The sequence below is a fragment of the Bradyrhizobium sp. F1.4.3 genome (genome assembly GCF_040548375.1).
GTDB lineage: Bacteria > Pseudomonadota > Alphaproteobacteria > Rhizobiales > Xanthobacteraceae > Bradyrhizobium.
Window position 1 is genome coordinate 122,740 of the sequence record NZ_JBEPRN010000001.1, and the last position, 22,968, is coordinate 145,707.

A 22,968-nucleotide genomic window follows, 5' to 3' on the forward strand; every position below is an offset into this window, starting at 1 on the left:
CAATGCCCGCAGGTAGCATTCTCGTAGCTGATGACGACACCGCCATCCGCACGGTTCTCAATCAGGCTCTGTCCCGGGCCGGATACGAAGTCAGGCTCACCGGCAATGCCGCGACGCTGTGGCGCTGGGTCAGCCAGGGGGAGGGCGATCTGGTCATCACCGACGTGGTGATGCCGGACGAAAACGCCTTCGACCTGCTGCCGCGGATCAAGAAGATGCGGCCGAATTTGCCGGTCATCGTCATGAGCGCGCAAAACACCTTCATGACGGCGATCCGCGCCTCCGAGCGCGGGGCGTACGAATATCTGCCAAAGCCCTTCGACCTGAAGGAGCTGATCGCTATCGTCGGCCGCGCGCTCGCCGAGCCGAAGGAGCGCGTCTCGACGCCGGACGACGACGCCGAAATGGAGTCAATCCCGCTGGTCGGCCGCTCGCCGGCGATGCAGGAAATCTACCGCGTGCTCGCGCGGCTGATGCAGACCGACCTCACCGTGATGATCACGGGCGAGTCCGGCACCGGCAAGGAGCTGGTGGCGCGCGCGTTGCACGATTACGGCAAGCGCCGCAACGGCCCGTTCGTCGCGGTCAACATGGCGGCGATCCCGCGCGACCTGATCGAATCCGAGCTGTTCGGCCATGAGCGCGGCGCCTTCACCGGCGCCAACACCCGCGCCTCCGGCCGGTTCGAGCAGGCCGAGGGCGGCACGCTGTTCCTCGACGAAATCGGCGACATGCCGATGGAGGCGCAGACCCGCCTGCTGCGCGTGCTCCAGCAGGGCGAATACACCACCGTCGGCGGCCGCACCCCGATCAAGACCGACGTGCGGATCGTCGCGGCCTCCAACAAGGACCTGCGCGTGCTGATCCAGCAGGGCCTGTTCCGCGAGGATCTGTTCTTCCGCCTCAACGTCGTACCGCTGCGGCTGCCGCCATTGCGCGAACGCATCGAGGACCTGCCGGATCTCATCCGTCACTTCTTCGCGCTCGCCGAGAAGGATGGCCTGCCGCCGAAGAAGCTCGACTCGCTGGCGCTGGAGCGGCTGAAGCAGCATCGCTGGCCAGGCAACGTGCGCGAGCTCGAAAACCTCGCGCGGCGTCTCGCGGCGCTTTATCCGCAGGACGTGATCACGGCCTCCGTCATCGACGGCGAACTCGCGCCGCCATCGGTCAGCCCGGGTGCCGCGGTCCAGCAGGGCGTCGACAATCTCGGCGGCGCGGTGGAGGCGTATCTGTCCTCGCACTTCCAGGGTTTTCCGAACGGCGTGCCGCCGCCCGGCCTCTATCACCGCATCCTCAAGGAAATCGAGGTGCCGCTGCTCACGGCCGCGCTTGCGGCCACCCGCGGCAACCAGATCCGCGCCGCAGACCTGCTCGGCCTCAACCGCAACACGCTGCGGAAGAAGATCCGGGATCTCGATATCCAGGTGTATCGGAGCGGGGGCTGAGTTTTCGGCACGGTGGCTCAGCTCCTCCTACCAAAGCGGAGCTGAGCCTGTCCGGATTGCGCTGGCCTTTGTGGCTGACGCGGTGAGCCAAAGTCCCGATCAGCCCGAAATGTTCCGTTGCGACGTTCAAATCGGTCATCGGACCGCGGGGCGCTTATCTGACCAGGCGGCCTGATGCCGGTAAGATGTTGGCGACCTGCGCTGACGGCTGCTGAATGCCGGGGCCGTTGACCAAGAAGTCCTCGGCCACGATCAGCAGCAGAATGGCCGAAACCATCATTGCGAGAAAGAACCTGTCCATGCCGGGTCAAGCCGGAATGGCAGGAATCCGTTCCCGACGATGTGCGTAGGGTTCGAGGGCCTCCCTGACGGCCCAGTGGGCGGCCCTGTGGATGCGCCCCTCCGCCGCGGTACAGGCGCCGCGGAATTGTCGCAATTCGGCAACAATGTGGTACGAATACATCAGTATCCGCCGCCGCCGCGGACCCGTTTTCAGCACCCATTGCCAGAATGACCAGCGCAGACACCTCGGCCGCATCCTTCGACACGGCCCCAGCCGAAGAGCCCCGGCGCTGGTCGCTGCGGCGCTGGCTGGCGCCGTTTGCCGTGGCGCTGGCGCTGCTGTCGGCCCTCTTGACCTTCGTAGTCCTGACAGGACTGACGAACATCGAGCCGACGGCGGAGCTTGTCCGCTCGTTCTATCTGATCAATGCGGGCACGATCCTGCTGCTGGTCGGGATCATCATTCGCGAGCTCTGGCAGTTGATCCTGGCCCGCCGGCGCGGCCGGGCCGCGGCGCGCCTCCACGTCCAGATCGTGAGCCTGTTTTCGATCGTGGCCGTGCTGCCCGCGGTGCTGGTTGCGGTCGTCGCCAACGTCACCCTCGAGCGCGGCCTCGACCGGCTGTTCTCCGGGCCGACCAAGGAGGTGATCCAGAATTCGTTGACGATCGCACGGGCCTATATGCAGGACCATGCGCAGCTGATCCGCGGCGATATCATCGGCATGGCCAACGACATCGCGCATGCAAGGCCGCTCTACGACCAGGATCGCCGCTCGTTCCGCGAATTGCTGACGTCCAGCGCCGGCTCCCGCAATCTGCCGGGCGCGATGATCATCGACAAGAACACCAACATCCTGGAGTCCGCCGACACCGGCATGCGGCTGGCCTATTCGCCGCCGGCGCCGGACTTTCTCAGCAACGTCAACGAGTCCGAGCCCGAGATCGCCGTACTGCCGGATGCGAGCTTCGTCGCCGCGGTGATCCGCTTGCGCGCCTTCAGCGACACCTTCCTCTATGTCGCGCGGCCGCTCGATCCGAATGTCGTCAATCAGCTCAAGCAGACCGAGGTCAGCGTCGCCGAATACGCCCAGATCGAGTCGCGCCGGCTCGGCATCCAGGTCGCGTTTGCGCTGATGTTCGCGGTGATCGCACTGACCATCCTGATGGCCTCGGTGCTGATCGGCTTGAACTTCGCCAACTCGCTGGTGGCGCCGATCCGGCGGCTGATGAACGCGGCCCATACGGTCTCGACCGGCGACCTCCACGTCAAGGTGCCGGTGCATCAGTCGGAAGGCGACCTCGCGCAGCTCGGCGAGACCTTCAACAAGATGACGCAGGAATTGCGCAGCCAACGCGACGAGCTCGTCAACGCCAGCGACCTCATTGACAGCCGCCGTCGCTTCATCGAGGCGGTGCTGTCCTCGGCGAGCGCCGGCATCATCGGCGTCGACACGTCGGGCAGCGTCGGGATCCTCAACCGCTCCGCCGAAAAACTGATCGGGCATGCCGAGTCCGAAACGCTCGGCCATCCGCTCTCCGACGTGCTGCCCGAGCTCGACGAGATGATGAAGACGGCGCGGGAGGGGACCCAACGCCTGGTGCAGGGCCAGATCACGATCACGCGCGACGGACAGGAGCGCAACCTCTCGGTCCGCGTCAGCGCCGAGAAAACCAGCCAGCCGCATGACAGTTACATCATCACGCTCGACGACATCACCGAGCTGGTTTCGGCGCAGCGCACTTCGGCCTGGGGCGACGTGGCACGCCGCATCGCCCACGAGATCAAGAACCCGCTGACGCCGATCCAGCTCTCGGCCGAGCGCATCCGCCGCAAGTTCGGCAAGGCCATCACCGAGGCCAAGGACAAGCAGATTTTCGAGCAGTGCACCGACACCATCGTGCGCCAGGTCGACGATATCCGGCGCATGGTCGACGAATTCTCGCGGTTCGCGCGGATGCCCAAGCCGGTGATGGAAGGCGAGGACGTCGCCGACACCGTGCGGCAGGCGGTGTTCCTGATGAAGGTCGCCCATCCCGAGATCGATATCGAGGCCGAGTTCAAGGAAGATCCGCTGCGCGCCCAGTTCGACCGGCGCTTGATCTCGCAGGCGGTCACCAACATCGTCAAGAACGCCACCGAGGCGATTGAGCAGGTCCCGCCGGAGGAGTTCGGCCAGGACGGCGGAAAGGGCCGCATCGACGTCGTGGTCTCGCGCGACGGCGACGATGTGCTGATCGACGTCATCGACAACGGTATCGGCCTGCCCAAGGTCGCGCGCTCGCGCTTGCTCGAGCCCTATGTGACGACACGCGCCAAAGGCACCGGCCTTGGGCTTGCGATCGTCGGCCGCGTGCTGGAAGACCATGGCGGGCGCATCGAATTGAAGGACGCCTCCGACTTCCGGGAAGGCCAGCGCGGCGCCTGGATGCGGATGCGCTTTGCGATCTCCGGCACCCCCGCGAAAAGCGAGGGGACCGAACCCGCACCGGCCGCCAAGGAAGCGGTAGCGGACGTGGCGAAGGAAGCCGTCCCGGAAACCGTCAAAGACCCGGAAACAAAAGCGCCGGCCGCCGAAACCAAAGAGCCGGCTGAAAAGACCAATGATTCAACGAAGATCGAAGCCTCAACAGGCATCTGACAAGACAGGCGCGACCCATGGCAAGTGAAATTCTGATTGTCGATGATGAGGCCGATATTCGGGATCTCGTTGCGGGGATTCTCGAAGACGAGGGGTTCGTCACCCGGACCGCCCGCGACAGCGACACGGCGCTGACCGAGATCGCCAACCGCAGGCCGCATCTGGTGTTCCTCGACATCTGGCTCCAGGGCTCCAAGCTCGACGGCTTGCAGCTGCTGGAGCAGGTCAAGAAGGACAACGCCGATTTGCCGATCGTGATGATCTCCGGTCACGGCAACATCGAGACCGCGGTCGCCGCAATCAAGCGCGGCGCCTATGACTTCATCGAGAAGCCGTTCAAGGCCGACCGCCTGATCCTGGTCGCCACCCGCGCGCTGGAGAACTCGCGGCTCAAGCGCGAGGTCAAAGAGCTGAAGCAGCTCGCGCCGAGCGCAAGCTCGCTCGTCGGCCGCTCGCCCAGCATGAACCAGCTGCGCCAGACCATCGACCGCGCGGCGAAAGCCAACAGCCGAATCCTGATCGTCGGCCCCGCCGGCGCCGGCAAGGAATTGACTGCGCGCACGCTGCATACGGCCTCGGGCCGCGCCGACGGCCCCTTCGTCGTGATCAATGCCGCCGCGATCACGCCGGAGCGCATGGAGCACGAGATGTTCGGCATCGAGCAGTCCAACGGCGAGCACGCGCGCAAGCCGGGCGCGCTCGAGGAAGCCCATGGCGGCACGCTGTTCATCGACGAGATCGCGGACATGCCGCGCGAGACCCAGAACAAGATCTTGCGCGTGCTGGTCGAGCAGTCATTCCAGCGCGTCGGGGGCACGGGCAAGGTGCAGGTCGACGTGCGCATCATCTCGTCGACCGCCCGCAATCTGGAGGAAGAGATCGCGGCCGGCCATTTCCGGGAGGACCTCTATCATCGCCTCTCGGTGGTGCCGATCCGCGTGCCCGCGCTGTCGGAGCGCCGCGAGGACATCCCCGAGCTGATCGACTATTTCATGGAGCAGATTTCGGCCGGAAGCGGCCTGCCCAGGCGGCAGATCGGCCAGGACGCGATGGCGGTGCTGCAATCGCATGTCTGGCCTGGCAATGTGCGCCAGCTCCGCAACAACGTTGAGAGAGTCATGATTCTTGCCGCCGGCGGGCCGGAGGTCATCATCACCGCCGATATGCTGCCGCAGGATGTCGGCTCGATGGTGCCGGCGATGCCGACCAGCAACAATGGCGAGCACATCATGGGCCTGCCGCTGCGTGAGGCGCGGGAAGTGTTCGAACGCGACTATCTGATTGCGCAGATCAGCCGGTTTTCCGGCAATATCTCGCGTACCGCGGAGTTTGTCGGCATGGAACGCTCGGCGCTGCATCGCAAGTTGAAGGCGCTCGGCGTCGGTTGATGCCGCCGGTATGTCCAGATTAGGCGAGGAAAATCATCGATTTCCGTAGTTTTTCGGGGCAATAGGGCGGGCTCTGCCGCGTGAAGCGGCTTGCCTAATAACCCGACCTGTCCTCTAATCGTACCGCTGTCCCTCCGAGGGGGATCTCATGAGGGACGGCAACCGGAAGAGGCCCCAAAATTCTCAAAAGAGGGCCGCAACCGGCGCAATAAAAAGAAACTCAAAGCGAGAAAAAAACAATGGCGGCAGACCGCGCACAAAACCTGCAGGACACCTTCCTTAATCACGTTCGCAAAACCAAGACGCCACTGACGATCTTTCTGGTCAACGGAGTGAAGCTCCAGGGCATCGTGACCTGGTTCGACAATTTCTGTTTGCTGCTTCGGCGCGACGGTCACTCGCAGCTCGTCTACAAGCACGCGATCTCGACCATCATGCCGGGCGCTCCGATCCAGTTGTTCGAAGGTGGCGAGGATCAGCCGGCTTGAGAGTGATCTGATTGGAACCCCGGAATTTCGACGGGGATGCCGACCGTCCGCGGCCGGCAGGGGCTAAGCAAACAGGGCGGGTGCTTGTCATCGGCCCCTACTTGCGGGTGCGCGCAGGCACTGCCGACGCGCAATCGGAAAGCCATGTCTTGCGTGACGCCGAGGCCCGGCTCGACGAAGCCACGGGCCTCGCGCGCGCGATCGATCTCGTCATTGCGGACGCGATCATCGCGCCGATCAGCCAGATCCGGCCCGCGACCTATATCGGCAAGGGCAAGGTCGAGGAGATCGCCGGGCTGGCCAAGAGCCTCGATGCCGAACTCGTGGTGATGGATTGCGCGCTGGCGCCGATCCAGCAGCGCAATCTCGAGAAGGAGTTGCACGCCAAGGTGCTCGACCGCACCGGCCTGATCCTGGAAATCTTCGGCCGTCGTGCCAAGACCAAGGAAGGCTCGCTCCAGGTCGAGCTTGCGCATCTCAACTACCAGCGTTCGCGCCTAGTGCGTTCCTGGACCCATCTCGAGCGCCAGCGCGGCGGCTTTGGATTCATGGGCGGTCCCGGCGAGACGCAGATCGAAGCGGATCGCCGCCTGATCCAGGAGCGCATCTCGAAACTCGAGGGCGAGCTGAAGAAGGTGCAGGCGACGCGGCGCCTGCACCGTGCCGGCCGCCAGCGCGTGCCTTACCGCGTCGTCGCGCTGGTCGGCTACACCAATGCCGGCAAGTCGACGCTGTTCAACCGTTTGACGCGCGCCGACGTGCAGGCCGCTGACATGCTGTTTGCAACGCTGGATCCGACCTTGCGCGCGCTCAGTCTGCCGCATGGCGGCAAGGCGATGCTGTCAGACACCGTCGGCTTCATCTCGAACCTGCCGACCCAGCTCGTGGCCGCCTTCCGCGCCACGCTGGAGGAAGTGCTGGAGGCCGACGTCATCCTGCATGTGCGCGACATCTCGCACGAGGACGCCGAGGCGCAGCAGGGCGACGTCGACGCGGTACTGCGCCAGCTCGGCATCAACCCGGATGACTCAGGCCGCATCATCGAAGTCTGGAACAAGATCGACCGTTACGACGCCGAACAACGCGAGGAGCTGCTGAACATCGCCGCGCGCAGGCCTGAGGATCATCCGGCGATGCTGGTCTCGGCCGTGTCAGGCGAGGGGATTGATGCACTGCTCGCCGCGATCGAGGAACGGTTGGCTGCGACCCGCACCACGCTCGATCTCTCCATCGACGCCGCCGATGGCGCTGGCATCAGCTGGCTGCATCGCAATGCCGAGGTGCTGGCGAAAGAGCTGCACGACGGCCGCTTCGACATGACCGTGCGGGTGGATGAGACCAAGCGCGATATTGTGGTGAACCGGTTCGACGCCGTGCCGCGTCTGTCGGCTTAAGCCACTGTCGTCCCGGCGAAGGCCGGGACCCATACCGCATGGTCTCTCGTAGGCACGATGCGATCAGTACCGTGCACCAAACTACTTCCTGTGGTTATGGGTCCCGGCCTTCGCCGGGAAGACAGCCAGTGCGTTGAGCCAACTGCGACCTCAAGCAAAACTGTCGTCCCGGACAAGCGTAAGCGCAGATCCGGGACCCATAACCACAAGCGGTTGGAATTGGCACGCTGGTGGCTCCAGCCTGCTTCAACAATGTACAGTCGGGGTAATGGGTCCCGGCCTTCGCCGGGACGACAGCGGAGTCAGCGGCGAGCTTGATTGCCTCTCTCGACGGCAGGAAGCTTCCGCTCGTCGCCCTTCGCGGCATTCCAAAGCGCGTCCATTTCCGCGAGCGACGCCTGCTCCAGCGTGCGTCCCTGCGCCTCCAGCGCCCGCTCGATGAACGCAAACCGCCGCTCGAACTTCGCGTTGGTCGCACGTAGCGCGGTTTCCGGATCTGCGTTGACATGGCGGGCGAGGTTGACCAGCGCGAACATCAGGTCGCCGGTCTCCTCTGCCAGGCCCTCGCTGTCGTTGCGGTCCAGCGCGGCCTCGATCTCGTCGGCTTCCTCGCGGATCTTGTTCAGCACCGCGCGTGGGTCGTTCCAGTCGAAGCCGACGGTGGAGGCCTTGCGCTGGAGCTCCATGGCGCGCGTCAGCGCTGGCTGGCCGGCCTTCACGCCTGATAGCAGGGATTTGTGCGAGGTCTCTTCCGGCGGCCGGCGCGCGGCGCGCTCGGCTTTCTCCTCGGCCTTGATGCGGTCCCAGACCTCCTTGACATGGGAGGAGGCGAGGTTGCCCTCCTTGTCGGCGAAGACATGGGGGTGGCGCCGGATCATCTTGCGGGTGATGGCCTCGACGACGTCGCCGAAGGCAAAGGCGTTCTGCTCCTGGGCCATCTGGGCGTGGAACACCACCTGCAACAGGAGGTCGCCGAGCTCCTCGCGCAGATCATCGAGATCGCCGCGATCGATGGCGTCGACCACCTCATGGGCCTCCTCGATCGTGTAGGGCGCGATCGTCGCAAAATTCTGCTCGAGGTCCCAGGGGCAGCCTGTCACCGGCGTGCGCAGCGCCGCCATGATCTCGATCAGGCGGGAAATATCGCGGGAAGGGGTCATTGCGGGCCGTTCTCCTGGGTCCTCAGCCTTATGCCAAAAGCGGCCCGCCGTTCCCAGCACAAGCCGGCGGAACAGGCCGATTTCCACCGATTGGCGGGCCGGGCGCGCGGTGCTAAAGCGCGGCCATGAGTAACGCATTTTCAACTGAAACCGCACTGGTGCTGTTTTCCGGTGGCCAGGATTCCACCACCTGCCTCGCCTGGGCCTTGAGCCGCTTCGCGCACGTGGAGACGCTGGGGTTCGACTACGGCCAGCGCCACGCCGTTGAGCTTGCTTGCCGCGATCGGTTGTTCGACGGCCTCAAGGGATTGCGTCCGGATTGGGCGAGCAAGCTCGGCGAGAGCCACACGCTGTCGATCCCGACCTTGGCTGCGATCTCGGACACGGCGCTCACGCGCGATGTCGCGATCGCGATGGGCGCCGACGGCCTGCCCAACACCTTCGTGCCCGGCCGCAATCTGGTGTTTTTGACCTTTGCCGCTGCGCTGGCCTACCGCCGCGGCATCACGCACATCGTCGGCGGCATGTGCGAGACCGACTATTCCGGCTATCCCGACTGCCGCGACAACACCATCCGCGCGATGCAGGCCGCGCTCTCGCTCGGCATGGCCCGCAAATTCGAGCTGCATGCGCCCCTGATGTGGATCGACAAGGCTGCGACCTGGAAGCTTGCCCATGACCTCGGCGGCGACGGATTGGTCGACCTCATCCGCGAGCAATCGCACACCTGTTATCTCGGCGAACGCGGTGCACAGCATGATTGGGGCTATGGATGCGGAGAGTGCCCAGCGTGCAGCCTGCGGGCGAAGGGGTGGCGGGAGTATGTGGCGGCGGGTTGACGCCACGCCGCAGTCCTCTCTCGTGCCCCGGACGCAGCGCAGCACTTCTTCAGCGGAGCGCTGCAGAGCCGGGGCCCATCCTTCCATCACCTACCATGTTGCCACTGGGTCCCGGCTCTGCGCCGCAACGCTTACGCGTTGCAGCTTGTCCGGGACACGAGCTCCTCGCAATGACGGGTGTGGCACGAGCTAGCTAGCCGAAATCCTCCGGCCTCAGCTCGATCGGCTTGCCATGCGGGGTACGATCCGCAGCGTGATCCCAGGCGTCGCGGTACCGGTGCAGGGTCTCGGTGGACGCGACGCCCTTGCGCGCGACCAGTCCTTCCAGCGTCGCGAGCCAATGCAGGTAATAGGTCTCGCCCGTATCAGGATCACCCGCAGCTTGCGCGCGCTTGATCTCGGAGGCCAAGGCTGCGGCCCACTCCGGCCAGGTGAACACGCCGCGGTCATGCAGCGTCAGCGCCATCGCGAACGCTTGCGCCTCCCAGGGCGCGCGGAACACCGGGCCGTCGTCATCGCGCGGAATGCTTGGTATGGCCGCCGTCGCGGCGGCGGCATCGCCGCTCATCACACCGGGTCCAGATAGGGCTCGAACGCGTCGATCGAGACTTTCAAGGTCGGATCGCCGTCCGCACCCCAGAGATCGCGGCCTTCGAACACGACCGTGTAGAGCCATTGCGGATTTTCGCCGAGCTCCATCGCCGCCGAATCCGGAAACACGTGACAGCCGTGGTTGAGTTCGACCACACCGACATGGCCGCGCACATAGCGCGGCAGCCGCGTGTGCGTCGACGGGTGAATGTTTTTGGCGCGTACGCGGTCGCCAATCTTGAACTTTGCAGGCGCCGGGGCAGGGCGGCCGAACTTGCCGCGCACCATGATGCGCTCGACATTGGCGAGGTCGAACTTGCCGTGCTTGAGCGCCTTCGCGGGTTGCATCGCGTGGCCGGCGGCGACCTCCTCTCGGGCGAGGTAGCCTTTCTCGATCAGCATCTCCTCGAGCCCGAGGAACCATTTCTTGTAGTAGGAGCTCGAGAGATAGACATGCGGCGGCAGTGTCTCGCGGTAGAAGCGCGAGGTGTCGATGTTGTAGGCGCCGGCGGCGCCCATCGCGCGCACCATCGCCAGCACGCGCGCTTCCCAGTCGGCGTGGAACATCGGCTCATTCGGCTCGGGCTCGACCTTGCCGAAGCCGTCCATGCCGCCCATGTCGTGCACGCCGTTCATGATGGTGCTCCGGGCTTCCTGGGAAAGCCGGTGCCGATCATGGAATCGCGCGTGACGAGCGCGGCGAGCTGTTCCTCGCTCCAGCCGTCCGTGCCTTCGGGACGCATCGGCAGCACCAGGAAGCGCGTCTCGGCGGTGGAATCCCACACCCGGATTTCCATGTCCTTCGGCAGCGTGACGTCGAAATCGGCGAGCACACCGCGCGGATCCTTCACCGCGCGCGAGCGGTAGGGCGAGGCCTTGTACCAGACCGGTGGCAAGCCCAGCATCTCCCAAGGGTAGCAGGAGCACAACGTGCACACGACCATGTTGTGCCGCTGCGGCGTATTCTCGACCACGACGAGATGGTCGCCAACGCGGTTGACATGGCCGAGCGTGCCGATCGCCTTGGAGCCATCCTCCAGCAGCGCTGTCTTGAACGCCGGATCGATCCAGGCCTTGGCGACGACGCGCGCGCCGTTGTGCGGGCCGATCTTGGTCTCGTAGGCTTGGATGATCGCATCGAGCGCGGCCGGCTCGACATAGCCCTTTTCGGTCAAAATCGTCTCGAGCGCGCGCACGCGCAGTTCGGTCTCCGACAATTCCGAATGATCGTGGTCGTGGTGATGATGGTGGTCGTGATCGTGGCTCATGAAGGGAAGGATAGGCGAAATTTTCCCCGCCTGTCGAGGGTTCGTTGCAGCGCAATCCAGCCACGTATTCGTGACGCTGTTTGTGCGCTAGCATCGGCGAAAATCAGCTTCGGGAGGGCCTGATGAAAGAATTCGTCAAGATCGAGAAGGGCCACGGCCCCGAGGGACGGATCGCGATCGTGCGGTTCGACCGCAATGACGGCATCAACGCATTGTCGCCGGAGGCGTTGCGCCAGCTCACCGCAGCGGCGCGCAGCTTTGAGGATGACGCGACGACCTCCGTCGTGGTGTTGACCGGCGGCGCCAATACGTTCAGCGCCGGCTTCGACCTGAAGGACGCCGAAGGCCGCTCGCGCAAGGACATGGACCTCGGCACGCTGCGGCGGCATCTCAAGCTCGGGCCGCGCCTGACCCATGCCTGGCAGGAGATGGAGCAGATCACGATCGCGGCCATTGAAGGCTTTTGCGTTGGCGGTGGCGTGGCGCTTGCGGTCGCGCTCGACTTCCGCGTCATGGGCAGCGATGCGCATCTGCGCGTGCCCGAGATCGGGCTCGGCATGAACATGAGCTGGCAGAGCATCCCGCGCATGCTGCATCTGATCGGCCCGGCCCGCACCAAGCAGGCGGTGATTTTGGCCGACCAGCGCATCTCCGCAGATGAAGCCTACGAGTGGGGCCTGGTGGAACAGGTCGTCGATCCCGGCAAGGCGTTCGACGCGGCGATGGATCTCGCGTGGAAAGTCGCCGCGCAGCCGCCGCTTTCGGTCGCCATGACCAAACTTACGGTCAACCGGCTCGCGCATGCGCTGGATGATCTCGCGAGCCACATGGATCTCGACCAGTTCGCGCTGGCGAGCCTCACCGAGGACCACAAGGAGGGCGTCGAGGCGTTCCTGGGCCGCCGCAAGCCGCGCTTCAGGGGACGATAGAGGTCACGTCGGGCCATTGATCGCGCCGCGGACAGTCCGTATACGCCGCGCGGGGATAAAAGCGGCTCGGCCAACGGGCCGGCAAAATGCGACGAAAATGAAGGGGAGGGGTCATGGCTGGTTCGCAGGCGCCTGCGGCGAAAGGGTTTCGCTGGAAGCTGATCGCGCCGCTCGTGGTGTGGCTCGTGATCTATTTGTGGCCGGTGCCATCAGGGCTCAACGTCAACCAGTGGCACTATTTTGCCGTCTTCGCCGCGGTCATCACCGGCCTCATTCTGGAATCGATGCCGGTCGGCGCGGTCGGCCTGATCGGGCTCACTGTCGCGGGCGTCGGCGGCTATATCGATCCGGATCCCGGCAAATCGCTGCGCTGGATGCTGGCGGGCTTTGCCGAGAGCACGGTCTGGCTGATCGTCGGCGCCTTCGTGTTCTCGATCGGCTATCGCAAGAGCCAGCTCGGCCGGCGCATTGCGCTGGTGCTGGTACGGCGCCTGGGCACCAACACTCTCGGCCTCGGCTATGCGGTCGCGATGTCGGACTTCCTGCTGGCGCCGGCAACACCGTCCAACACCGCGCGCAGCGGCGGCATCGTCTATCCCATCATCAGCAACATCCCGCGCATCTATGGCTCCGAGCCCGGACCGACCGCGGGCAAGATCGGCACCTATGTGATGTGGACCGCCTTCGCGGCAACCGCGATCACGAGTTCGCTGTTCTTCACCGCGCTTGCACCGAACGCGGCGGCTCTTGCGATCGCCAAGAAGACGGTCGGCGTCGATGTGAGCTGGGGCCAGTGGTTCGTCGGCTTCGCACCGCTCGGCATCCTCCTCATGATCCTCGTTCCGTTGCTCAGCTACGCGATCTGCCGGCCGGAGGTGAAGCACAGCCCGGAGATCTCCGAATGGGCGGCGAAGGAGCTCGCGGAGATGGGCCCGATGTCGCGCAACGAGTGGATCATGCTGGCCTTGATCATCCTCGCGATGTTCCTGTGGATCGCGGGCTCGAGCCCGGACATCCGTGTGCCGCTGCTCGGCTCGAACTTCGTCAATGCCACCACCGTCGTCTTCATCGTGATCTCGCTGATGCTGGTCACGGGCGTGATCGAGTTTGCCGACATCGTCAGCGAGAAAAGCGCCTGGGAGGTGTTCTTCTATTTCACCTCGCTGTTGACGCTGGCCTCGGGATTGAACGAGATCGGATTCATCAAATGGTTTGCGAACGAATTCGCAAAACCGCTCGTGGGGCTGTCGCCGTCGACCGCGATGATCCTGCTGGTCGCGCTGTTCTTCTGGATCCACTATTTCTTCTCGAGCATCACCTCGCATGCGGCCGCCGTGCTGCCGGTGGTGCTCGCAGTCGGCTCCGGCATCCCCGACCTGCCGGTCACGACGCTCGCCATGCTCTGCATGTATTCGCTCGGCCTGATGGGCGTGATCTCGCCCTATGCGACCGGACCTGCGCCGATGTATTTCGGCAGCGGCTATATCGGGAAGGGACAGTTCTGGGGCTTTGGCCTGATCTTCGGGCTGATCTATTTCGCCGGGCTGCTGGTGATCGTGATGCCGTGGTTGCAGATGGTCCGCTGAGCCTGGCTACGCCGGCAGATGAATTTTCTTCTCCGGGGAGGGATTGTGAAAATTTCGTCCATCTCTCCGCAAATTTCTGAAATTGCGGGACAGACCTGAAAGGGCGATGGTGCATGGTGCAGTGCAGCGTTGCCCACGGGTTCCTGCCGCTGTTTCAACTCCCGTCGCTGATGCGACCTGGTTCTCGTGCGCCTTTCGGGCGGGCGAGCTAAATATCGTGCATGAAAGCAGCTTCCATGAACGCACACCCATCGCTGGTGGTCGGAGATCCCATCGAGACCCGAAACTCGCCCGCCGCGGCTGAGCCGGACGCGATGGTCCGTTTCGAGGGCATCTCGAAAACCTATCCGGCCTATCGCGGCAAGCCGGGCGTCGATGCGCTCGAAGGGATCGACTTCGCGATTGCGCGCGGCTCGATCACGGGGGTGATCGGCCGCTCCGGTGCCGGCAAGTCCAGCCTGGTCCGGCTGATCAATGGGCTGGAGAAGCCGACCACGGGCCGCGTCATCGTCGATAACAGCGATATCTCCGCGCTGACCGGCCGCGAGCTGCGGCTGGCGCAGCGGTCGATCGGCATGATCTTCCAGCACTTCAACCTGCTGTCGTCGCGCACGGCGGCCGACAACATCGCGCTGCCGCTGGAAATCGCCGGCTGGTCCAAGACCGACATCAAGGCTCGCGTCGCCGAGCTGCTCGCCCTCGTCGGCATCGCCGACAAGCACGACCGCTATCCGTCAGAGCTCTCCGGCGGCCAGAAGCAGCGCGTGGGTATTGCCCGTGCGCTCGCGACCCGGCCGAGCGTGCTGCTGTCGGACGAGGCGACTTCCGCACTCGATCCCCAGACGACCCGCGCGATCCTCGATCTGTTGGCCAACATCAACCGCGAGCTTGGCGTGACCATCGTGCTGATCACCCACGAAATGTCTGTGGTGCGTCAGCTCGCCAGGGAAGTCGTGGTGCTTGATGCTGGCCATGTCGTCGAGAGCGGCCATGTCGCCGACATCTTCACCCATCCAAAACATCCGATCACGCAGTCCTTTCTGGCCGAAGTGACCGGCGACAGCCTGCCGGTCTCGCTGGCAAGCCGGATCTTGCAGGAGCAGGTTGCGGGCAGCCACGCCGTGATCCGCGTCCAGGTGCGCGGAGCGGGGGCCGGCGACACGCTGGTCGCGCGGCTCGCGCGTGAACTCGGCCTCGACGTGTCGCTGTTGTCGGCCCGCATCGACGAAATCGGCGGCCAGCAGGTGGGCTCGCTGGTGCTCGGCATTCCTCTTAGCATTTCTTGCGGCGAAGACGCGGCGACGCGCACACTCGCCTGGCTCTCTCAATATCAATTCTCGGCGGAGCGTCTCGGCTATGTCGCCTGAACTCATCAACCTGATCGTCCAGGCCACCGGCGAAAGCCTGTTCATGGTCGGAGTCGCGGCGCTGATCGGCACCGCCTTCGGCCTGCCGATCGGCGTCTTTCTCGCAACCAGCCGCAAAGGGGAGCTGTTCGCGGCCCCTGCGGTCAATGGTGTGCTCGGCATCATCGTCAACGCGACACGCTCGACACCCTTCATCATCCTGGTCGTGGCCATCATCCCGTTCACCCGGCTCGTGGCCGGCACCTCGATCGGATCGACCGCGGCGATCGTGCCGCTGACGATCGCGTCGGCGCCGTTCATCGCGCGCCTCGTCGAAGCTGCGATCCGCGAGGTCGATGGCGGCCTGATCGAGACCGCGTCCTCTTTCGGCGCTTCACCCATCCAGATCGTGTTCAAGGTGCTGATCCCCGAGGCGCTGCCTGGCCTGTTGCTGGCGCTTACGCTCGCGGTGGTCAGCCTGCTCGGCTACTCCGCCATGGTCGGCGCGGTCGGCGGCGGCGGGCTCGGCGATCTCGGCATCCGCTACGGCTACCAGCGCTTCATGCCGGAGATGATGCTCGCTGTTGTCGTCGTGCTGATCGCGCTGGTGCAGCTCGTCCAGAGCGCGGGCGACTATCTCGCACGCCGGGTCAACCGCCGGCTGCGGCAGCGCTGACACACGTCAGGCTGCAAGCCTCGCGCGCCGCAGCGTCTCCGAGGGCAGCTCGGAGAAGTGGCGCTTGTAGTCGAGCGAGAACTGGCTGAAGTGCCAGAAGCCGTGCTGTACGGCGACGTCGTAGACGGAGGTCTCGCCGCCGCCGGCGTGCTTGAGGTCACGCCGCACGCGGTTCAGCCGCATCGCGCGCCAATAATGCATCGGGCTCGTGCCCACGACCTCCTGGAAGCAATAGCCGAGCTTGCGCGGGCTCGCGCCGACCGCCTTGCAGACTTCCAAAAGCGATAGCGAGCGGTCACCGCTGCCATGCATCAGCTCGCGCGCGCGGTCCACGGTCCGCTTGCGCGCCGTCGCGCTTCGCCCGGGATCGTTGGGGCGGGCGGTCGGCAACATGTCCATGATCTCGAAGAGGAGGGCGTCTTCCAGCGCCTGCCGCGCCGCCGGATCGTCGAACGCTTCAGGAGCGGTCGTGACGGTCTTGTGGACCGCGGCAAGATGGGCGCGCAACCGCGCGACCGGCGCCTCCGCCATCTCGATCACCCGCAGCTGATGCCAGACCGCGCGCGGCAACTCGATGTCGAGATGTGCAGCCAGCTCCTCGATCAGCGCCGCGCTGGTGACGACGCCGCGAAACTCGAAGGCCTTCGGCGTGCACATGTCGACCTCGGCGTCGATGCAGGCGATGACCTTGGCGCCTGCGACGCTGGCGCCGTTGCAATTGACCTCGCCGTCGCCGTGCCAGGGCAGGCCAATGCCAAAACTTCCGGCGCCAAGCTGGCCGTATTGGCGGACCTGCTGGCTGGTGATCTCGCGGAACACTTCGAGCCGGGGCAAAGAGAGTTGGGTAAAACTGCCCTGGAATGCGCCCGCGCTGATCTGGTCGTAGCTGAGCCGCCAGCGGCCGAGGCCGGCGCAATGCTCATCGACGTCCGTGCTGCGCGCCTGGAACAGGCTGGCAACCGAGTCTTGAATCGGAAGAGTTGCGTTTAAGGCCATGACAGCACGTCGAAATTTACTAGCCGGCAGCTAGCAAGAACCGCGCCAAGACTGGCACGCCCCGTGCGCGTGTCCAGCAAAATATTGCCGGATCTCGATAACGCCTGAACGGGACCAAGGCGCAGTGTTGCAGCCTTGCCGGTCCCGACATCGGAGTCGGGATGGCCCTGCGGAGGATCGAGATGCGACCGACCGAGATCATGCGCGGCAGCCCGCCCGCGTCCGAGGCCCAGGTGACCCGCGCCAACTGGCGCAGTTTTCCAGCCATCCGCTGGGGCTTTACCCACACCCGCGAAGTACTGCCGACAGCGGAGGTTCGCCGTTCGGCGCATCCGACGCCGATGCGAAGCGCGCCGCGCGAGCTTTCAAAGCTCGGCTTCACCGCACCCGATGGCAAGCCGACCACGATCGAGGCGACGCTGCGTGAGACCTTTGCCGATACGCTCCTTGTCATGCACCGGGGCACGCTGATCCACGAATGGTATGGCGACGGCATGAGCGTGACCACGCCGCATCTGATCTGCTCGATCAGCAAGGCGGTCGCCGGCACGCTCGGCGGCGTGCTGGCCGGGCGTGGGCTGGTCGATCCGGAGGCGAGGGTGGTGCGCTACGTGCCCGAGCTCGAGACATCGGTCTACGGCAGCTGCACCGTCCGCAACGTTCTCGACATGGCGGTCGCCATCAAGTTCGAGGAGGACTACGAGGATCCGGCCGGCGACGTCGCGCGCTACCGCTTCTCCTCAGGCTGGGACGTGCCGCCGCCCGGCGTCGAGCCCGGTCATCAGCGCGCCTATCTCACCACGCTGCGCGGCACCGGCAAGCCGCACGGCAAGGTGTTCCATTACGTCTCGACCAATACCGAGGTGCTCGGCTGGGTCTATGAGCGCGCCTGCGGCATGCCCTATCCGCGCATCCTGTCCGAATATCTCTGGCAGCCGATGGGCGCGGAGGAGGACGGCTCGCTCACGCTCGACAGCCACGGCATGGGGCGCATTGCAGGCGGCCTTTCGGTCACTGCGCGCGATCTCCTGCGTTTCGGCGAGATGATCCGCTGCCGCGGCGTGGTCGGGGGACGGCAGGTGGTGCCCGGCTGGTGGATCGACGACATCCACGAGAATGGCGATCCCCAGGCCTGGGCCGATGGCGACCTCGCCGAGTTCTTCCCGGGCGCGCGCTACCGCAGCAAATGGTTCACGATCGATCCGTCAAGCAACGCTCTCACCGCGATCGGCATTCACGGCCAGTTGCTCCATGTCGACCCGGCCTCCGACACCGTCATCGTCAAGCTCGCGACGCAGCCGAAGGCGATGGACGTGCCGCTCGACCTCCGTTGGCTCGGAGCCTTCGGCGCCATCACGGCGCATCTCGCTCCGCGCTGACATCAGGACATCATCATGCTCGACACTGTCACCACGAAATCGCCGACGCAAGGCACGGCACCGCATCCGCTCGATCCGCTAACGGCCGAGGAGATCACAGCGGCCTGCGCTCTGGCGCGCGCCGCAGCGACTTCGCCGGAGAATTGCCGCTTCCCGACGGTGCGGCTGGAAGAGCCGACCAAGCAGGAGCTGGCGGATGGGGCAGGGCTGCCGCGCCGCGCCTTCGTGCTGACGCTCGACGTGACGACGGGCGAGGCTATCGAGCACATCGTCGATCTCGGACGTGGCGAGATCGTCGACCGCAAGCTCTTGCCGAATCGTGAGGCCCCCTATGGGCAGCCTTCGGTGATGCTGGAGGAATTCTTCAAGTGCGAGGCCGTGGTCAAGGCCGATCCCGGCTGGCGCGCCGCGATGCATCGTCGTGGGCTGACCGATGACGATATCGAGCTGGTCCAGGTCGATCCGTTCTCCTCGGGCTTCTTCGACATGGAATTCGAGCGCGGCGCCCGCATCGTGCGTGCCGTGAGTTATTTTCGCGAGCACCTCCAGGACAACGGCTATGCCCATCCGATCGAGGGCGTGGTTGCGGTGGTCGACCTGATCGGGGGCAGGGTGATTGATCTCACCGACGAGGACCCGATCGTGCCGATCCCGCGCAAGAGGCGGAACTACGGCGCTCACGAGATCACCAACCCGCGCACCGACATCAAGCCGCTGCATATCGAGCAGCCCGAAGGCGCGAGTTTTCGCGTGGATGGCTGGAAGGTCGACTGGCAGAAATGGAGCTTTCGCATCGGCTTCACGCCGCGTGAGGGCCTGGTGTTGCATCAGCTCAGCTATCAGGACGGCGAGTGCAACCGTTCCCTGATCCATCGCGCCAGCGTCACCGAGATGGTCGTGCCCTACGCCGATCCGACCGCCAACCACTTCTGGAAGTCGGCGTTCGACGCCGGCGAATACGGCCTCGGCATGCTTGCGAACGCGCTCGCGCTCGGCTGCGACTGCCTCGGCAACATCCACTATTTCGACGTCCCGGCCGCCGACAACAAGGGCGAGCCCTTCGTCATGCAGAACGCCATCTGCATGCATGAAGAAGATTACGGAATTGCCTGGAAGCACTACGAATTTCGCAACGGCCTGTTCGAGGTCCGCCGCTCGCGGCGGCTCGTCATCTCGTTCTTCGCCACCGTCGGCAATTACGATTACGGCTTCTACTGGTACCTATATCAGGACGGCACGATCCAGCTCGAGACCAAGCTCACCGGCATCATCCAGACCGCCGCCGTACAGCCCGGCGAGAAATATAGATGGGGCGGCATGGTCGACGACAATCTGGGTGGCCCGACGCACCAGCACTTCTTCAACGTGCGCCTGCACATGGATATCGACGGCGGCGGCAACACCGTTACCGAGCATGATTTCGTGCCGCGGCCCTGGGGGCACGACAATCCCCATGGCAACGTGTTCGACACCACGACGCGCGTGCTGTCACGCGAGCGCGACGCGGCCGCGATCGCCAATGGCGAGACCGGCCGGTTCTGGAAGATCAGCAATCCCAACCGGACCAACTCCGTCGGCAATGCGCCGGCCTACAAGCTCGTCGTCAATCCGAGCCCGCTGATGCTGGCGCAGGAGGGCAGCTACGTACGCAAGCGCGGCGGCTTTGCGACGAAGCATGTCTGGGTGACCGCGTTCGACAAGGACGAGAAATACGCCAGCGGCGACTATCCCAACGTCCATGCCGGCGGCGACGGCCTGCCGCGCTACGCAGCCCAAAACCGCAATATCGAGAACGCCGACATCGTGGTGTGGCACTCCTTCGGCCATACCCATGTCTGCAAGCCCGAGGACTTTCCGATCATGCCGGTCGAATATGCCGGCTTCGTGCTGAAGCCGACCGGCTTCTTCGCGGCCAATGCGGCCGGCGACATCCCGCCGGATCGCAACAGCCGCAGCGTGCTGGCCGGCGATGCGAAGGGCGCGAGCGGCGGGTCGTGCTGCCACAAGAGCTAGGCCTTCGGACCGCGCGGTAAGGGCTTGCTCGAGCGAGGGCAGGGGCGCACCATCCACGGCAATCGTGGAGGGGCGTCCGATGAGCGATTTCGAATTGCCTGTGACCCGCTACGCGCTAAGCGGCGAACTGAACATCGCATATCAAACGATCGGTGAAGGACCGATCGATCTCATCATCGTGCCCGGCATGGTGTCTCACGTCGAGTTCATGCACGAAGGCCCGGGATACACTGCCTCGTTGCGGCGCCTGGCTCATTTCGCCCGTGTCGTCACCTTTGACAAGCGAGGCCAGGGCCTGTCCGACAGAATGTCGGACGCTCCCTCGCTCGAGCAGCGAATGGATGACGTCCGAGCCGTCATGGATGAGATCGGCTCGCCACGCGCGGCCCTTATGGGCATTTCTGAAGGTTCGGCAATGAGCATTTTATTTGCTGCGACATACCCCGATCGTGTGTCTCATCTCATCCTGTACGCCGGCTTTGCGAGTTCTCCCGCCCAAAAGGTCGGTAACTACGCGGCAATCGTGTCTGAACGGGCAAAGGCGTGGGGGACGGGCAAGTTGATCAATCTGATCAATCCTAGCCAGGCACATAATCCGGACGCCGTGAGGCAATTTGCCAAGTTTGAAAGGCTGTCTGCCAGCCCAGGGGCGTTCAAGTCCTTTTCCTTGCTGAACGCCGCTATCGATGTCGAATCCATATTGTCGGCAGTGCGAGTACCGACATTGGTCCTTCACCGCGTGACAGACACCTTGATTCCGGTTCAGGCTGGTCGAGATCTCGCCAGGCAAATTCCTGGCGCTAAATATCTCGAGTACCCGGATGGCGATCACATCCTCGGCTATGGTGACGTCAAGACTCTGCTGGGAGACATCGAAGAGTTCATCACGGGCAGCCGCGAAAGCTTGTCGAGCGAAAATGAGCGCGTTCTCGCGACGGTGCTTTTCACTGATATCGTCGACTCCACGCGCAATGCCGCCGATATGGGAGACCTGAAATGGAGACAGGTTCTGGACCGGCACGATCAGTTGGCGAAAGAAGTCGTCCGGCAGCATCGCGGTACGTTCATAAAAAGCACCGGTGATGGCATCCTGGCGACATTCGACGGTCCCGGTCGCGCCGTTCGTTGCGCGCTTGCTTTCAGCGCCTCTTCGAAGCAACTGGGGTTGGCAGTGCGAGCGGGTCTTCACACCGGTGAGATCGAGATAAGAGGCCGCGACATCGGCGGGATTGCCGTGCACGCCGCGGCGCGAGTCATGGGGCATTCGAACGCTGACGAGGTTCTCGTCTCAAGGGTGGTAACCGATCTGGTGGCCGGTGCGGGTTTGAGCTTCGCCGATCGTGGCTCGCACGAATTCAAGGGCCTTCCGGGCCGATGGGATATCTTCGCGGCCAGCCTGTAATGCTGACCGCCGGAGCCCTAGCCACGCCAACAACGAAGTTGACGCTCCGCGCCGCCGCTACACCGCCGGCGGGCGGTAGAGAAACTCGATCATCAGGCAGCCGTCGCGGGTGAAGAACGGTCCATGCTCGACATGGGCCGGCCTCACGGCGTAGGTCCAGCGCGTCGAAAAACTCCCTGTGGTCCTTCATGAACCGGCCGAAGCCGGGCTCCGCCATGCAATCATCTCCCGCGCCGACACTGACACGGGCTCTACAGCAGGGCGATGGCGTTTCCCGCTGCTTGGCCCGCATGGTTCGAGACACCCGCTCTGGCGGCTCCTCATCATGAGGGTCTGATATTTCGCCGCAAAACGTGACCTCATCCTGAGGGCCCGCCGTAGGCGGGCGTCTCGAAGGATGGGCTACAAGGCGACCTTTACTGAGCCACCAATTCGACGTCACTCTCGTGCGGCAGTCCGATCGACGCCGGGCCAGCAATGAGCCTGTCGAGGTCGACCAGCAAGAGATCAGCAATATGTGTGAGCTGATGGAGGGGGATGCTCGTCTCGCCGCGCTCGGCACGTGACACAAACTCGGGCGAGACGTTCAAGAGGTTCGCAATCTGGCTCTCGGTATAGCCGCGCGCCTCGCGGGCGCCTCTCACCTGCGCGCCAATATGGCGCCGGTGCAGAAGTTGCTCCTCTTCGGTCATCATGAGGGCCTGTTCGTTCGGGCTCGCGACTCCATCCGCGAACGCGACGCCGAGCAGCCGCCGCTTCTGCCATGCAACACGACAGGCCTTTCGCAGCCCGTCGGCAAAGATCAGCGTGGCCTCTTTCGGAAACGACAGCGACCAGTCGAGCTTCAGTCGTGCTCCCGTGCCGGAAACGTCGCAGATCGTGCACGGGATGCTCACGGTGCCCCTGGCGCCGTCAAACGCGATGATTCCGGTCCTCGCCGTGGATTGTCTGGTCGCGGCGCGCAATTCGTCCATGTCCATCGAACCCCGGATGCCCAGCACGCGCTGGCGCAGAACGTTGCGGCCGTTCCGCAAAATCAACGAAGAATCCGCAGCCGATTTTAGCTCTGGGGTTCCCTGGGCTCAATCGAACCCCGAGGGCATGGTGAAGGATTCGTTCTCCGCGCTCCCCGGCCGCATGAACCTT

At 64.5% G+C, this 22,968-nt stretch carries 20 protein-coding genes; 13 read left to right on the forward strand and 7 right to left on the reverse strand.

All coding sequences use genetic code 11. The features are described 5' to 3' along the window. Positions 1-2 precede the first annotated feature (2 nt). Complete coding sequence (ntrC, locus tag ABIB73_RS00725; RefSeq protein WP_354220451.1) at positions 3-1,445, forward strand: nitrogen regulation protein NR(I); 1,443 nt, start codon at positions 3-5, stop codon at positions 1,443-1,445. A 154-nt stretch (positions 1,446-1,599) separates the two neighbouring features. Here the strand turns inward: ntrC and ABIB73_RS00730 are convergent, their stop codons facing one another. After that, the gene (locus ABIB73_RS00730) at positions 1,600-1,746 is read right to left on the reverse strand and encodes a hypothetical protein (RefSeq protein ID WP_354220453.1); all 147 of its coding nucleotides are present in this window, start codon (positions 1,744-1,746) and stop codon (positions 1,600-1,602) included. A gap of 209 nt (positions 1,747-1,955) precedes the next feature. On the opposite strand from ABIB73_RS00730, the gene ABIB73_RS00735 reads away from it, so the two are divergent. The 4 genes from ABIB73_RS00735 to hflX all read left to right on the forward strand — a co-directional run bounded on the left by ABIB73_RS00735 (position 1,956) and on the right by hflX (position 7,637). Next, complete coding sequence (locus ABIB73_RS00735; protein WP_354220454.1) at positions 1,956-4,367, forward strand: sensor histidine kinase; 2,412 nt, start codon at positions 1,956-1,958, stop codon at positions 4,365-4,367. A 17-nt stretch (positions 4,368-4,384) separates the two neighbouring features. After that, positions 4,385-5,755 carry a nitrogen assimilation response regulator NtrX gene (ntrX, locus tag ABIB73_RS00740; RefSeq protein ID WP_354220456.1) on the forward strand — a complete coding sequence of 457 codons (1,371 nt, stop codon included), beginning with the start codon at positions 4,385-4,387 and terminating at the stop codon, positions 5,753-5,755. A gap of 239 nt (positions 5,756-5,994) precedes the next feature. Further along, entirely contained in the window at positions 5,995-6,243 is a 249-nt protein-coding gene (gene hfq, locus ABIB73_RS00745; RefSeq protein ID WP_007591126.1) for an RNA chaperone Hfq, read from the forward strand. 11 nt (positions 6,244-6,254) lie between these two features. Continuing rightward, a complete protein-coding gene (hflX, locus tag ABIB73_RS00750; RefSeq protein WP_354220458.1) occupies positions 6,255-7,637 on the forward strand; it encodes a GTPase HflX in 1,383 nt (460 codons plus the stop codon). A 302-nt stretch (positions 7,638-7,939) separates the two neighbouring features. Here the strand turns inward: hflX and mazG are convergent, their stop codons facing one another. Continuing rightward, a complete protein-coding gene (gene mazG / locus ABIB73_RS00755) occupies positions 7,940-8,797 on the reverse strand; it encodes a nucleoside triphosphate pyrophosphohydrolase (RefSeq protein ID WP_354220460.1) in 858 nt (285 codons plus the stop codon). Positions 8,798-8,922: 125 nt separating this feature from the next. Here mazG and queC point away from each other — a divergent pair, with 125 nt between their 5' ends. Next, positions 8,923-9,636: a 7-cyano-7-deazaguanine synthase QueC gene (queC, locus tag ABIB73_RS00760; protein ID WP_354220462.1), complete on the forward strand. Its 714-nt coding sequence runs from the start codon at positions 8,923-8,925 to the stop codon at positions 9,634-9,636. Positions 9,637-9,829: 193 nt separating this feature from the next. Here the strand turns inward: queC and ABIB73_RS00765 are convergent, their stop codons facing one another. The 3 genes from ABIB73_RS00765 to nthA are packed head-to-tail and all read right to left on the reverse strand — an operon-like array spanning position 9,830 to position 11,495. After that, complete coding sequence (locus tag ABIB73_RS00765) at positions 9,830-10,204, reverse strand: nitrile hydratase accessory protein (RefSeq protein WP_502918379.1); 375 nt, start codon at positions 10,202-10,204, stop codon at positions 9,830-9,832. After that, entirely contained in the window at positions 10,204-10,863 is a 660-nt protein-coding gene (gene nthB, locus ABIB73_RS00770; RefSeq protein WP_354220466.1) for a nitrile hydratase subunit beta, read from the reverse strand. Before nthB ends, ABIB73_RS00765 begins: the two co-directional genes overlap by 1 nt. Next, entirely contained in the window at positions 10,860-11,495 is a 636-nt protein-coding gene (nthA, locus tag ABIB73_RS00775) for a nitrile hydratase subunit alpha (protein ID WP_354220468.1), read from the reverse strand. Before nthA ends, nthB begins: the two co-directional genes overlap by 4 nt. A gap of 122 nt (positions 11,496-11,617) precedes the next feature. Between nthA and ABIB73_RS00780 the strand changes: the two genes are divergently transcribed. The 4 genes from ABIB73_RS00780 (at position 11,618) to ABIB73_RS00795 (ending at position 16,032) form a co-directional block, all read left to right on the forward strand. Next, positions 11,618-12,424 carry an enoyl-CoA hydratase/isomerase family protein gene (locus ABIB73_RS00780; protein WP_354220470.1) on the forward strand — a complete coding sequence of 269 codons (807 nt, stop codon included), beginning with the start codon at positions 11,618-11,620 and terminating at the stop codon, positions 12,422-12,424. 113 nt (positions 12,425-12,537) lie between these two features. Next, positions 12,538-14,010, forward strand: a complete 1,473-nt coding sequence (locus ABIB73_RS00785; protein WP_354220472.1) for a DASS family sodium-coupled anion symporter — start codon at positions 12,538-12,540, stop codon at positions 14,008-14,010. Positions 14,011-14,246: 236 nt separating this feature from the next. Then, a complete protein-coding gene (locus ABIB73_RS00790; protein ID WP_502918380.1) occupies positions 14,247-15,377 on the forward strand; it encodes a methionine ABC transporter ATP-binding protein in 1,131 nt (376 codons plus the stop codon). Then, positions 15,367-16,032 (forward strand): methionine ABC transporter permease, encoded by a 666-nt coding sequence (locus ABIB73_RS00795; protein ID WP_354220476.1) that lies wholly within the window; start codon positions 15,367-15,369, stop codon positions 16,030-16,032. Before ABIB73_RS00790 ends, ABIB73_RS00795 begins: the two co-directional genes overlap by 11 nt. Positions 16,033-16,038: 6 nt before the next feature. Here the strand turns inward: ABIB73_RS00795 and ABIB73_RS00800 are convergent, their stop codons facing one another. Continuing rightward, positions 16,039-17,028 carry a helix-turn-helix domain-containing protein gene (locus ABIB73_RS00800; RefSeq protein WP_354220478.1) on the reverse strand — a complete coding sequence of 330 codons (990 nt, stop codon included), beginning with the start codon at positions 17,026-17,028 and terminating at the stop codon, positions 16,039-16,041. Between the two features lie 182 nt (positions 17,029-17,210). Here ABIB73_RS00800 and ABIB73_RS00805 point away from each other — a divergent pair, with 182 nt between their 5' ends. The 3 genes from ABIB73_RS00805 (at position 17,211) to ABIB73_RS00815 (ending at position 21,822) form a co-directional block, all read left to right on the forward strand. Further along, positions 17,211-18,407 (forward strand): serine hydrolase domain-containing protein, encoded by a 1,197-nt coding sequence (locus ABIB73_RS00805; protein WP_354222505.1) that lies wholly within the window; start codon positions 17,211-17,213, stop codon positions 18,405-18,407. 15 nt (positions 18,408-18,422) lie between these two features. After that, positions 18,423-20,420 carry a primary-amine oxidase gene (locus tag ABIB73_RS00810; RefSeq protein WP_354220480.1) on the forward strand — a complete coding sequence of 666 codons (1,998 nt, stop codon included), beginning with the start codon at positions 18,423-18,425 and terminating at the stop codon, positions 20,418-20,420. A gap of 79 nt (positions 20,421-20,499) precedes the next feature. After that, positions 20,500-21,822: an adenylate/guanylate cyclase domain-containing protein gene (locus tag ABIB73_RS00815; RefSeq protein WP_354220482.1), complete on the forward strand. Its 1,323-nt coding sequence runs from the start codon at positions 20,500-20,502 to the stop codon at positions 21,820-21,822. Between the two features lie 416 nt (positions 21,823-22,238). Here ABIB73_RS00815 and ABIB73_RS00820 read toward each other — a convergent pair whose 3' ends face one another. Next, entirely contained in the window at positions 22,239-22,796 is a 558-nt protein-coding gene (locus ABIB73_RS00820) for a helix-turn-helix domain-containing protein (RefSeq protein ID WP_354220484.1), read from the reverse strand. Positions 22,797-22,968 lie beyond the last annotated feature (172 nt).